Consider the following 11,477-nt stretch of genomic DNA (forward strand, 5'->3'; position numbering starts at 1 on the left):
GCCAGATGAAGGGCGGTTCCGCGCCTTTCGGAAAGGAAAAGCGAAATGTACAATTTCGAGTTCAAGAACCCCTCGACCATTGCTGATGCGGTTGCCGCGTTGGCGGGAGAGGATGCACAGGCGTTGGGGGGCGGTCAGACCCTGATCCCGACGATGAAGCAAAGACTGGCCTCACCCGCGACGCTGGTGAGCCTGGGTGCCATTCCCGAGTTGAAGGGCGTCTGCATCGAAGATGATGGGTCGATTTCGATTGGAGCGGCGACCACGCATGCCACGGTAGCAGCAGAAGTTGCGGGCAAGTATCCCGCGCTGGCTGATCTGGCGGGGCATATCGGTGATCCTGCCGTTCGCAACAGAGGCACGATAGGCGGGTCACTGGCCAACAACGATCCGGCGGCCTGCTACCCCGCAGCTGCATTGGGGTCAGGCGCGACCATTCGTACGAATGCGCGCGAAATCGCCGCGGATGACTTCTTTCAGGGCATGTTCACGACAGCGCTGGACGAGGGCGAGCTGATCACGACGGTCCGGTTCCCGGTACCGCAGGCAGCGAGTTACCAGAAGTTTCTGCAGCCTGCCTCGCGCTTTGCGCTGGTGGGTGTTTTCCTTGCCCGCTTCGCGGACGGGGTGCGCGTTGCCGTGACCGGAGCCAGCGAAGACGGCGTGTTCCGTTGGAGCGAAGCCGAGCAGGCGCTGAGCAAGGAATTCCGGCCCGATGCCCTTATGGATCTTCGGGTCAACCCGATGAACATGATCGGAGATCTGCACGGCAGCAAAGACTACCGCGCGCACTTGGTGGGTGTCATGACCCGGCGGGCGGTTCAAGCCTGCATGTAACGCGGTCGCGGTGACTGCTTTGGGCCCCGGACGTGTTCCGGGGCCTATTTCTTTTTCGCGACACGCGGAAGCCTTTTGGGCTGCCAGTAGGCTCCGGCATCCTCGCGCGCTTTCTGATAGTCCTGAACCCGGTGATAAGCCGCGTCGCCCTTGACTGCGAAAAGGTGGCTTAGAAGAACCTCGAGAACGGCCATCGCTCCGGAGAAGCTAGAGAACTGATGCTGTGATCGGGTGCTGACGGTCAGCCTCACGTCCGCCTCGACCCCCGGAGCAATGACATCGCTGTCGGACAGCAGTATAACGCGCATACCCTTTTCCCGGGCAAACCGGATGGCACGTATCGTGTCGGCCGAATAGGGATGAACGGTGATTGCGAACAGGCAGTCGGTTTCGCCCGCGCTCAGAAGGTCGTCGATGGCCGATCCCATATGCCTTGGGATCAACTGCATTCCCGGGTGGGCCATACGTCCGGCGTAGTGGACGTAATAGGCCAAGGCATAGCTTGCGCGGGTTGCGGTGACCAAGCACTGGGGAGCATCGGACATCAGGGTGACTGCGGATCTGACCTTGACCGGATCCAGCTGGCGTAACGAACGTGACACTACGTTCACTTCGTTGCGGGCATAACTGGCCTGTGCCGACGCAAAGGCATCGCCGGCATTCAACTGGGTCAGCCAATCCCGGCTGAGGCGGTCTTCGCTGTCTGTCACAAGATTCCTGCGGAAAGGGCGGCGAAAGGCTTCGAAGCCATCAAAACCAAGATGCTGCGCCAGGCGAACGATCACGTTTGTGCTGACGCCGATCTTTTCGGCAGACACGCGGATGGAGTCGATTCCGAAATCGCCCGGATGGTCGATGATGTATTTTGTTGCGGCCTGCAATTGGGCCGGCAAATGGTCGATCTCTCGGCGCAGCCGATCCATCAGGTGGCGAGTTGAGGGTGTCATGGTGGGAGAAAAACAAATGTTATGATTATTACAAGAGAAAAACATCCTCACACGAGCTAAGCACGCAAGAAACCGATAGGATGATTCAATGTCTGACACACAGGCTTCGTCGCTTCCGTATGTTTTGGTCGCACCGAACGGTGCGCGGCGCGGTCATGCGGATCACCCCGCCTTGCCGGTTTCGACCGGTGAGATTGTGGAGACGGCCATTGCCTGCCACGCGGCCGGGGCAAACGGGTTGCACCTGCATGTCAGGGATGGGCAGGGCGCGCATTCTCTGGATGCAGGGCGCTATCGGGAGGCTATGGCCGAGCTTGCCCGAACCGTGCCAACGATGGATGTTCAGATCACGACCGAGGCCACCGGTATCTTTGACGTTTCTGCGCAGTTGGAGTGCCTGCAGCAGGTGGCCCCGAAATGGGCCTCGATCTCGGTTCGGGAAATTGCGCGCGCGCCAGATCTGGCCCCGCGGGTCTATGCGCTGTGTGCGGAACAGGGAACTCGGGTGCAGCATATCCTCTACGATTCGACGGATGCGGATCTGCTGGAGCGATGGCAGTCGGATGGGATCGTGCGGCGCGAGCAGGAAGACCGCTTGCTGGTGCTGGGACGCTATGCCACCGGGCAGGAATCCCAACCGGCGGATCTGGACGCCTTTCCCGCTGCTCGTACGCCTTGGATGGTTTGTGCTTTCGGGCGTCTGGAACACGCCTGTCTGGCGGCTGCGGCCGCTCGTGGCGGCGATGTCAGGGTCGGTTTTGAGAACAGCCTGACGAACTCGGATGGAACCCGATGGACGGACAACGCGACCTCGGTCGCGGCGTTGATCGCTTTGCTGAAAGGGAAATGATATGAGCCATGTTTTTCCGCGCCACACCAAGGCGGAATTGCCGGTCGCTGTCGGCGGTGATGGGTGTTATTTGATCGACGCGCAGGGCAAACGGTATCTCGACTGTGGGGATGCGGCCGTGTCGTGCCTGGGACATTCAAACCCGGCAGTGATCCACGCGGTGCGGGAGCAGGTCCAGAAGATCGCTTTTGCCCATACTGGTTTCATGACCTCGGAACCGGCCGAAGCCCTGGCGGATCTCCTGATCCAGCACGCGCCCGGATCGTTGGACCGGGTCTATTTCGTGTCCGGCGGTTCCGAGGCGACCGAGGCCGCGATCAAGCTGGCGCGCCAGTACTTCCTTGAAATCGGGCAACCCGAGCGGTCTCGGGTTATCGCACGGCGGCAGAGCTATCATGGCAATACGCTGGGCGCGCTTTCAGCGGGCGGAAATGCATGGCGACGGGCTCAATTCGCACCAATGCTGATCGAGATGAGCCATATCGCGCCCTGCTACGAATACGCCGAAAAGCCCGAAGGCGAGAGCAGCTATGACTATGGCCAACGCGTGGCGAATGAGCTTGAGGTGGAGATCCTGCGGCTGGGCCCCGAGACCGTGATGGCGTTTATGGCGGAACCGGTGGTCGGGGCCACGTTGGGCGCCGTCCCCGCGGTCGAGGGGTATTACAAGCGGATCCGCGAAATCTGTGATCAATACGGCGTGTTGTTGATCCTCGACGAGGTCATGTGCGGCATGGGCCGGACCGGCCATCTGTTTGCCTGCGACCACGATGGGGTGGCGCCGGATATTCTTTGCATCGCCAAGGGCTTGGGGGCTGGATATCAACCCATCGGTGCCACGCTGTGCACCGATCGGATTTATGACGCCATCCGAAATGGCTCGGGTTTCTTCCAGCACGGCCATACCTATGTCGGACACCCGGTGGCCACGGCGGCAGCCCTGGCTGTTGTGACAGAACTTACCTCGCGCGATTTGCCGGCCCGTGCCTGCGACATGGGTGACAAACTGCAAGCCAAACTCGAGGCGGCCTTTGGCCAGCATCCCAATGTCGGGGACATCCGTGGCCGGGGTCTGTTCCGAGGCATCGAACTGGTGGCTGACAGAGATACGCGCGAACCGTTTGACCCGGCCCGGGGGGTGGCGGCCAAGATCAAGAAAGCCGCCGTCGAAGCGGGGTTGATCTGCTATCCGATGTCCGGAACACGCGACGGCAGGAGAGGCGACCATGTGCTTCTGGCCCCGCCATTCATCATCGAAGAGCCGCAGTTGGACGAACTGGTGGAAAAGTTGTCGGTTGCGATTTCCAAAGCAATCTGACCCGCCGTCCTGACTTTGACCCACAAACAAAAAAGCTCCCTCGAACGAGGGAGCTTTGGTCACTCGGATCCATGTGCCGTCACTTCTGGGGAAGCGGTCCGATCATCATGATCATCTGGCGGCCTTCCATCTTCGGCATGTTTTCGATCTTGCCGATTTCCTTGACGTCCTCCGCCACGCGCTCAAGCAGTTCACGTCCCAGGTTCTGGTGCGCCATTTCCCGGCCGCGGAAGCGCAGGGTCACTTTGACCTTGTCGCCATTCTCGAGAAACTTGAAAACGTTCCGCATCTTGACGTCGTAATCATGCGTATCGGTGTTGGGCCGGAACTTGACCTCTTTCACCTCGATGATCTTCTGTTTCTTGCGGGCTTCGCTTTCGCGTTTCTGCTGCTCGTACTTGAACTTGCCAAAGTCCATAATCTTGCAGACCGGCGGATTCGCGTTGGGCGAGATCTCGACCAGATCAAGACCGGCATCGGCTGCCATCTGCATGGCCTTGGCGGGATGAACCACCCCGACATTCTCACCTTCGGCGCCGATCAGGCGAATTTCGGGGGCACGGATCTTTTCATTGACGCGCGGGCCGGTATCACGTTGTGGCGGCGCGTTGTGAGGTCTGCGGGCTATGGGTTCATTCCTTTGATAATTGCCGATTTCCGAGCCGGGAACTTAAACTGAGACGAAGGTTCTTTCAAGCGCCATATAGGTGCTATGACACGAAATTCGCACGTGTCGACGCGGTGCTCGGGCCGGCGGAACGGGCGTTCGCCGGCCCGGATCTCGGCTCAGCCGACAAAGGCTTTTTCGATCACGAATTCCTTGGGGTCCGAGTTCGCGCCTTCGCGCAAGCCGAACTCTTCGAGAATGGCCTTGATGTCGTGGTTGAAGGCCAGGCTGCCGCAGACCATCGCTCGATCGGTCTCGGGCTTGATGCCGCCTTCGATGCCCAGGTCCTTGAAGACGGTGCCGTCCTTCAGCAGGTCGGTGATCCGGCCCATCTTGGGGCTCTGTTCGCGGGTGGTGGTCGGGTAATAGCGGATCTTGTCGGCGAAACCTTCGCCGATCAGTTCGGCCAGCAACTCGTCCTTGCGGATGTTCTCGATCAGCTGGCGGCCATATTCCAGTTCCGCCACTTCGCGGCAGGTGTGGGTGATGATGACCTCGTCGTAGTCCTCATAGGTCTGAGGCTCGCGCAGCAGCGAGGCAAAGGGGGCAAACCCGGTTCCGGTGGCAAAGAACCACAGGCGCTTGCCCGGCAGCAGGGCATCATGAACCAGCGTCCCCACCGGTTTGGGCCGCAGAATGATCTGATCGCCGGGCTGGATGTGCTGCAGTTTCGAGGTCAGCGGGCCGTCCTGCACCTTGATCGAATAGAATTCCAGTTCCTCGTCCCACGACGGCGACGCGATCGAATAGGCGCGCAGCAACGGTTTTCCGTTGTCGCCCAAAAGGCCGATCATAACGAATTCGCCCGAGCGGAAGCGCAGCGATTGCGGACGCGTGACCTTGAACGAAAACAGGCGGTCGGTCCAGTGTTTCACTTCCAGAACGGTCTGGGCGTCCGGCAGGACGGGGGCCTTCACGGCGGTTGCTTCGGTCACGGGCTTCATCTCTGTCATCGTTTCACTACCGGTCTGGTAAACCGGCATCTCCGTTTAAGCTTTGATCCAGGTCAGGAAAAGGGGGCAGATTGCCCCGATCGTTGCGTCAGCCGCGCAGGCGGGCCTGATAATCGTGGTCCTGCCAGTTGGCGCGGGCCAGCCATTGGTCCTCGGGCTGGCGGGCGGCAAGGTCCGCGTCAATCTCGACTTCATCGAAGCCGCTGCGCCGGGCCATCGCGTATTGGTCGGCCAACACGTGTCCTTTAGCGCGCAGGCGGCCTTCATAGCCCTTCAGGCGCAGCGTACGGGCAATGGTAAAGCCTCGGCCATCGGCAAAGGACGGAAAGTCGACGCGCACCATGCGCGTGTTTCCAAGCCGTTCGAACAATTCGTCGGGGTCCGTATCCGAGGTGACGTCCAGTGCGATCACATCGTTTGCGGCATCTTCGAGGGTGACAAAGCCGTTGGTCCAGTCATCAGGGGCAAAGCCCCGGTCATTCACGATCACGTTCATGTTTTCTCTCCGCTGCGTACCATTTTGCCGTCGACGAAATGGATGCCGCATTCTTCCTTGTTCTGATCGCGCCAGCGTCCGGCGCGGGGATCTTCGCCATCCTTCACCGGCGAGGTGCAGGGCGCACAGCCAATCGAGGGATAGCCCTTTGCCACCAACGGATGCCGGGGCAGGCGGTTTTCTTCCATGTAGGCGCGCACGTCCTGAGGCGCCCAATGCGCCAGAGGGTTCACCTTGATCCGGCCGGTGCCGTCCTCGACCTCGAAGAACTCGAGCGTGGCGCGGGTACCGGATTGGAACCGCTTTCGCCCTGTAATCCAGCCTTCATAGCCCGCCAAGGCCCGCTGCAAGGGGAAGGTCTTGCGCAGGTTGCAGCAGGCATCCATGTCGCGCAGCCGCAGTGCGCCATAGGGGTCTTCGCGCTGAATATCCTCGTCATCCGCGCGGATGATCTGGACGTTCTTCAAACCCAGACGCTCGCTGACCTCGTGCTGGTATTCCAGCGTCTCGGTAAACAGCATCATCGTGTCGATGAACAGGACCGGCGTGGCCTTGTCGACCACGGCAGCCATGTGCAGCAACACCACCGACTCGGCACCGAAGCTGGAGACCAGCGCCAGGTTGCCGGCCTCCTCAAGCGCACCATGCATGACGTCATGTGCGCTGTGGTGGCGGAACCGGGCGTTCAGCGCCTCGACCTTTTCGGTCAGTTCGCGTCGTTCCCGGCCCAGTTCCGTCTGGATCAGGTCAAGCGGCATTGGCCCGCGCCTCGGGGTAGAGGGCCGCCTTGAACGGGGCCATTCCAACACGGCGGTAGGTTTCCAAAAAGGTCTCCTCGGCGCTTGCGCGCTGTTCCAGATAAGTTTCCACGATCCGTTCGACCGCGGGCACGATTTCGTCATAGGCAAAGCCCGGACCGGTGCGGTCGCCGATGGCGGCCGTTTCGGTGGCGTCTCCGCCCAGTGTGATCTGGTAGTTCTCGACGCCCGCGCGATCCAGGCCGAGGATGCCGATGTGACCCACGTGGTGATGCCCGCAGGCGTTGATGCAGCCCGAGATCTTGATCTTCAGGTGGCCGATGTCGTGCTCCAGCTTCAGCTCGTCGAACCGGGTCGCGATCTGCTGTGCCACCGGGATCGAGCGGGCCGTTGCCAGTGCGCAATAGTCCATGCCGGGGCAGGCGATGATGTCGCTGATCAGACCGATATTCGCGGTGGCCAGGCCGTGCTCTTTCAGCTTGGCATGGATCGCGGGCAGGTCCGATTTGTGGACATGCGGCAGGATCACATTCTGCTCGTGGCTGATGCGCAGCTCGTCATAGGCGTACTGCTCAGCCAGATCGGCCATCACGCGCATCTGCTCGGCGGTCGCGTCCCCCGGCGTCTGGCCGTGCTTCTTGATCGAGATCGTGACGATCGCGTGGTCCGCCTGCTTGTGCGGCGCGATGTTGGTGTCGATCCACGAGCGGAACACCGGGTCGTTCGAATAGGCGCTCTCGAACGCCGCGACCGAACCTTCGCGGAAGGCGGGCGGGGCGAAATGCGCCTTAATCTGATGCAGCAGCGCCATGTCGGCGCCCTTGAACTGCGGGCGGACCTGCAGGAAGCGCTCGTTCACCTTGGCGCGGATCGCGTCGATGCCATGCTCATGCACGGTGATCTTGATGCGGGCCTTGTACTTGTTGTCGCGGCGGCCAATCTGGTTCCACACGGAAACTGTGGCCTCCAGATAAGCCAGCAGGTCGTCGAAGGCGACGAAGTCAGACAGCTCCTTGCCGATCATCGGCGTGCGGCCCAGACCGCCGCCCACCAAGACGCGGGCGCCCAGAACGCCGTCGCGCTCGACCAGTTGCAGGCCGATGTCATGGGCCTTGATCACGGCGCGGTCATGCTCGGACCCGGTGATGGCGATCTTGAACTTGCGCGGCATGAACTGAAATTCCGGATGGTCGGTGGACCACTGACGCAGCAGTTCGGCATAGGGGCGCGGATCGGCGACCTCATCCGCGGCGGCACCGGCGAAATGGTCGGCGGTCACGTTGCGGATGGTGTTGCCGCTGGTTTGGATCGCATGCAGGCCGACCTCGGCCAGCGCGTCCAGCATGTCAGGCACGTCGCGCAGCTTGGGCCAGTTGTACTGGATGTTCTGGCGCGTGGTGAAGTGGCCGTAACCTTTGTCCCACTTCTCGGCCAGCAGGGCCAGTTGGCGCATCTGGGCGCTGTTGAGCGTGCCATAGGGGATGGCCACCCGCAGCATGTAGGCGTGCAGTTGCAGATACAGGCCGTTCATCAGGCGCAGGGGCTTGAACTCGTCCTCGGTCAGCGAGCCGTCGATGCGGCGTTCGACCTGGGCGCGGAACTGGGCGTTGCGCTCGGCCAGGAATGCTTTGTCAAACTCGGAGTAGCGGTACATCTTTGGCTGTCCTTTGTTGCAGCCCCGGATCCGGGGCCTTTTTACGGGGAGAGAGGGGCCTGAGGTCAGACCCGGGGCTGCGGGGAAGATTCCTGTTTGCCGTGGGCATAGTTGGACGGACCAGTCCGGCGGAAGTCTTCCCGAAAATGGGTGGGTTCAGGACCGTTTTCGCCTGCAACGACATCGGCGAGATAGGCACCTACGATCTTGTCGACTTGCTTCTGGGCATCCAGAAGACGCAGCTGAGCGTGCGCTTCGTCGGTGATCAGTTCGGCCTCGCGCAGATCGCGCGACCAACGGTCATCGGCGGTCAGATAGATCACGTCGCCTTCCAGCAGGTCATTTGCGGTAACGACTTTGGGGGTGAAAGCGCGGGCCATCAGGCAAGCTCCTTGTTGAATTCGGTGACGGCTTTGGCCGCGTCGCGCGGGGCCAGGCCATAGAATGTGAGTGCAGGACCGTCGAGGCCGGCAGCGGCGAGGTCTGCGGGCAGTTGATCCAACGTCGTGGCGACAACGCGCTGATCAGGTCGCGAGGCATTTTCGACCAACGTGACCGGCGTGGTGCGATCGGCGCCGTGCATGATCAAGCGTCCTTGAATGAAGCGGGCGGATTTCTTGCCCATGTAGATGGCTGCAACCGACCCCGGACGGGCCAGCGCAGCCCAGTCGTGATCGGCAAAGCCCTCCATGTCGTGCCCGGTCAGAAACCGGACCGAGGAGTTTCGGCCGCGTCGGGTCAGGCTTTGGCCAATTCCGGCCACCGCCGCCGAGGCAGCCGTAATGCCGGGAACGATCGTCCACGGGACACCTGCGGCGTCCAGTGCATCGATCTCTTCGTCCAGCCGGCCGAAGAGGGTCGCGTCACCGGATTTGAGGCGAACGACCCGTTGTCCCTTGTGCGCGTAGTCAACCAGCAATGCGTTGATGTCACTCTGCTTCCAGGACGGACCAAAGCCGGCCTTGCCCACGTCGACCAGCCGTGCGTTCTGACCGGCCAGTTGCAAAACCTCCGGGCTGATCAGGCGATCATGCAAAACAACCTCGGCCCGCTGGAATGCGGACAGGGCCTTGAGAGTCAGCAATTCAGGATCACCGGGTCCTGCGCCGACGAAGTCGACCTGTCCCGTTTGTCCTTTTGTCTGCGTGGCCTTCATTGGGTAGCCCTGGCTGTTGTTTGACTTGGTTCTCAATATAGGAAATATTCCCACCTAGATGCCATATTGCCGATCAAATAAGGACAAGCGTTCTGAATTACGCGGTAGGCGGAACATGGGTTTTCATTCGGAAGGAAAATTGGAATGTCGGTTCGAATAGACGACACGGATCGGAAAATTCTGGCCGAGCTGCAGCGTGACGCCAGTCAATCGCTGGACGAAATCGCGGCCAAAGTGGGCAGTTCAAAGACACCCGTTTGGAATCGGATCCGCAAGATGAAAGGGGCCGGAATCATCGGTCAGCAGACCGTTTTGCTGGACGCAGAGGCGCTGGGTTTCGAGGCGACGTTCTTTGTTCTAATCCGAACCTCCGAGCATGAGGCGGATTGGCAACGCAAGTTCCTGCAGGCCCTGCGTGATCGTCCCGAAGTTCAGGAGGCGCACCGCCTGGCTGGCGATATCGACTACATTCTGAAGGTTCGGGTCAGGAACGCACGGGCCTATGATGCGTTTTATCAGGCGCTGATCTCGGAAGTGCGCGTGCACAACGTCACCGCGCTGTTGTCGATGGAAGAAATCAAGTCGACCACCATGCTGCCCCTGAACGCCCTGGCAGACACCTGATCGGCGCTCAGGTTTGGACCATTAGTCGGGTCAGCCCGTGGAAGTGGTAGGTGTTCGCATATTCCGGGGATTCGGCAAGTCGCAGGCCCGGACAGCGGTCAAAAAGAACCGGCAGAGCGATCCGCATTTCCAGCCGGGCCAGCGGAGCGCCGACGCAGAAATGCAAACCACCGCCAAAGCTCGTGTTGGCCTGAATGCTGCGGGTCGGGTCGAATTTGTCCGGGTCGGACCAGACGTCCGGGTCACGGTTGGCGGCCCCGAGCATCAACGCCACCTGATCGCCGCGGGCAAACCGATGGCCAAAAACCTCGACGTCCTCATAGACATAGCGCGTGAACATATGTAGCGGCGGGTCGAAGCGCAGGATCTCCTCGACCGTCATGTCGATTGTGTCCGGGCCCAGGGCATCAGGGCTGGTTCCGGACTCCAAAAGCGTTTTGACGCCGTTGCCCAGCGAATGAACGGTCGCCTCATGGCCGGCGTTCAACAAAAGGATGCAAGTTGCGATCAATTCGTCGCGTGACAGTTTCTCGCCGTCTTCCTCTGCCGTGATCAAACGGGTGATCAGATCGTCTTTCGGTTCGGATCGGCGGTGAGAAACGTAGTCGTTCAGAAATGCCGAGAACTCGGCGGAGGCCTGTGCTGCCTGATCTTCGGTCTCACGGGTGCGGCTGGCCTGGTACATGGCGACCATGGCGTGGGACCACTGCAACAACTGCGGTGCCATGTTCTCGGGCACACCCAGCAGGCGGCAGATCGTGATCACCGGAACCTGCGTGCAATAGGCATCCAGAAGGTCGAATGGAGCATCGGGGAACGCGTCGATCAGGTCGTGACACAGCCTTTCGATGTCCGGTGCAAGCGCTCCGATAGCCCGCGAGGTAAAGGCGCGCAGAACCAGAGCGCGAAGGCGGGTATGGCGCGGAGGTTCGGCTTCGAGCAGCGAATGCGCTTCGACCGTCAGCCACGGTGCAAGGTGATCGGGGCCTTTTGTGGCCATCTCCGGCGGTACTTCACGTCCGAAACGCCGATCTCGCAAAAGCGCCTGGACCGCCGCGTGAGACATCGCCGCGGGCATGTCGTAGTCCCGCCAGTACACCAGGTCACCGTGATCGCGCGCTGCCCGGTAGAAAGGGTAGGGGTTTTGAACAAATTCGGGCTCGGTCGGAGATTGGTGCACGGTCTTCATGCGGCGCAGACTTGCCATGCGGCGCTGT

General features: G+C 61.0%; 13 protein-coding genes. 4 read left to right on the forward strand and 9 right to left on the reverse strand.

Annotated features, from left to right (window positions below; translation table 11 throughout):
- The first annotated feature begins 45 nt into the window (after positions 1 to 45).
- Positions 46 to 837, forward strand: a complete 792-nt coding sequence (locus K3752_RS07425) for a xanthine dehydrogenase family protein subunit M (protein WP_170338850.1) — start codon at positions 46 to 48, stop codon at positions 835 to 837.
- Positions 838 to 881: 44 nt separating this feature from the next.
- Here the strand turns inward: K3752_RS07425 and K3752_RS07430 are convergent, their stop codons facing one another.
- Positions 882 to 1,784 (reverse strand): MurR/RpiR family transcriptional regulator, encoded by a 903-nt coding sequence (locus K3752_RS07430; protein ID WP_260065915.1) that lies wholly within the window; start codon positions 1,782 to 1,784, stop codon positions 882 to 884.
- A gap of 88 nt (positions 1,785 to 1,872) precedes the next feature.
- Between K3752_RS07430 and K3752_RS07435 the strand changes: the two genes are divergently transcribed.
- Together K3752_RS07435 and K3752_RS07440 are read left to right on the forward strand one after the other, a co-directional pair.
- Positions 1,873 to 2,634: a 3-keto-5-aminohexanoate cleavage protein gene (locus K3752_RS07435; protein WP_260065916.1), complete on the forward strand. Its 762-nt coding sequence runs from the start codon at positions 1,873 to 1,875 to the stop codon at positions 2,632 to 2,634.
- A 1-nt stretch (position 2,635) separates the two neighbouring features.
- The gene (locus tag K3752_RS07440) at positions 2,636 to 3,952 is read left to right on the forward strand and encodes an aspartate aminotransferase family protein (RefSeq protein WP_260065919.1); all 1,317 of its coding nucleotides are present in this window, start codon (positions 2,636 to 2,638) and stop codon (positions 3,950 to 3,952) included.
- Positions 3,953 to 4,031: 79 nt separating this feature from the next.
- On the opposite strand, the gene infC is transcribed toward K3752_RS07440, so the two are convergent.
- From infC to cobA, 7 genes are all read right to left on the reverse strand, one after another.
- Positions 4,032 to 4,580, reverse strand: a complete 549-nt coding sequence (gene infC / locus K3752_RS07445; RefSeq protein ID WP_170340067.1) for a translation initiation factor IF-3 — start codon at positions 4,578 to 4,580, stop codon at positions 4,032 to 4,034.
- A gap of 158 nt (positions 4,581 to 4,738) precedes the next feature.
- Positions 4,739 to 5,572, reverse strand: coding sequence for a ferredoxin--NADP reductase (locus K3752_RS07450; protein ID WP_170339407.1), 834 nt, complete (start codon positions 5,570 to 5,572; stop codon positions 4,739 to 4,741).
- An 88-nt stretch (positions 5,573 to 5,660) separates the two neighbouring features.
- On the reverse strand, positions 5,661 to 6,068 hold the full coding sequence (locus K3752_RS07455) for a DUF934 domain-containing protein (protein WP_170442596.1): 408 nt from the start codon (positions 6,066 to 6,068) through the stop codon (positions 5,661 to 5,663).
- Positions 6,065 to 6,826, reverse strand: coding sequence for a phosphoadenylyl-sulfate reductase (locus K3752_RS07460; RefSeq protein ID WP_093961927.1), 762 nt, complete (start codon positions 6,824 to 6,826; stop codon positions 6,065 to 6,067). The genes K3752_RS07455 and K3752_RS07460 overlap by 4 nt, the downstream gene beginning before the upstream one ends.
- The gene (locus K3752_RS07465) at positions 6,816 to 8,480 is read right to left on the reverse strand and encodes a nitrite/sulfite reductase (protein ID WP_260065923.1); all 1,665 of its coding nucleotides are present in this window, start codon (positions 8,478 to 8,480) and stop codon (positions 6,816 to 6,818) included. The genes K3752_RS07460 and K3752_RS07465 overlap by 11 nt, the downstream gene beginning before the upstream one ends.
- A 65-nt stretch (positions 8,481 to 8,545) precedes the next feature.
- Entirely contained in the window at positions 8,546 to 8,860 is a 315-nt protein-coding gene (locus K3752_RS07470) for a DUF2849 domain-containing protein (protein WP_093961929.1), read from the reverse strand.
- Positions 8,860 to 9,636 (reverse strand): uroporphyrinogen-III C-methyltransferase, encoded by a 777-nt coding sequence (gene cobA, locus K3752_RS07475; protein ID WP_311201683.1) that lies wholly within the window; start codon positions 9,634 to 9,636, stop codon positions 8,860 to 8,862. The genes K3752_RS07470 and cobA overlap by 1 nt, the downstream gene beginning before the upstream one ends.
- A 144-nt stretch (positions 9,637 to 9,780) precedes the next feature.
- Between cobA and K3752_RS07480 the strand changes: the two genes are divergently transcribed.
- Positions 9,781 to 10,260 (forward strand): Lrp/AsnC family transcriptional regulator, encoded by a 480-nt coding sequence (locus K3752_RS07480; RefSeq protein WP_093961931.1) that lies wholly within the window; start codon positions 9,781 to 9,783, stop codon positions 10,258 to 10,260.
- Between the two features lie 7 nt (positions 10,261 to 10,267).
- Here K3752_RS07480 and K3752_RS07485 read toward each other — a convergent pair whose 3' ends face one another.
- Positions 10,268 to 11,449, reverse strand: a complete 1,182-nt coding sequence (locus K3752_RS07485; protein WP_260066271.1) for a cytochrome P450 — start codon at positions 11,447 to 11,449, stop codon at positions 10,268 to 10,270.
- Between the last annotated feature and the right edge of the window lie 28 nt (positions 11,450 to 11,477).

Source organism: Ruegeria sp. B32 (genome assembly GCF_025141855.1).
Taxonomy (GTDB): domain Bacteria; phylum Pseudomonadota; class Alphaproteobacteria; order Rhodobacterales; family Rhodobacteraceae; genus Ruegeria; species Ruegeria arenilitoris.

Coding starts and splice junctions, on each gene's coding strand:
- K3752_RS07425 (WP_170338850.1), top strand. CDS start 46: ATGTACAATTTCGAGTTCAAGAACCCCTCGACCATTGCTGATGCGGTT.
- K3752_RS07430 (WP_260065915.1), bottom strand. CDS start 1,784: ATGACACCCTCAACTCGCCACCTGATGGATCGGCTGCGCCGAGAGATC.
- cobA (WP_311201683.1), bottom strand. CDS start 9,636: ATGAAGGCCACGCAGACAAAAGGACAAACGGGACAGGTCGACTTCGTC.
- K3752_RS07470 (WP_093961929.1), bottom strand. CDS start 8,860: ATGGCCCGCGCTTTCACCCCCAAAGTCGTTACCGCAAATGACCTGCTG.
- K3752_RS07455 (WP_170442596.1), bottom strand. CDS start 6,068: ATGAACGTGATCGTGAATGACCGGGGCTTTGCCCCTGATGACTGGACC.
- K3752_RS07460 (WP_093961927.1), bottom strand. CDS start 6,826: ATGCCGCTTGACCTGATCCAGACGGAACTGGGCCGGGAACGACGCGAA.
- K3752_RS07465 (WP_260065923.1), bottom strand. CDS start 8,480: ATGTACCGCTACTCCGAGTTTGACAAAGCATTCCTGGCCGAGCGCAAC.
- K3752_RS07435 (WP_260065916.1), top strand. CDS start 1,873: ATGTCTGACACACAGGCTTCGTCGCTTCCGTATGTTTTGGTCGCACCG.
- K3752_RS07440 (WP_260065919.1), top strand. CDS start 2,636: ATGAGCCATGTTTTTCCGCGCCACACCAAGGCGGAATTGCCGGTCGCT.
- K3752_RS07480 (WP_093961931.1), top strand. CDS start 9,781: ATGTCGGTTCGAATAGACGACACGGATCGGAAAATTCTGGCCGAGCTG.
- K3752_RS07450 (WP_170339407.1), bottom strand. CDS start 5,572: ATGACAGAGATGAAGCCCGTGACCGAAGCAACCGCCGTGAAGGCCCCC.
- K3752_RS07485 (WP_260066271.1), bottom strand. CDS start 11,449: ATGAAGACCGTGCACCAATCTCCGACCGAGCCCGAATTTGTTCAAAAC.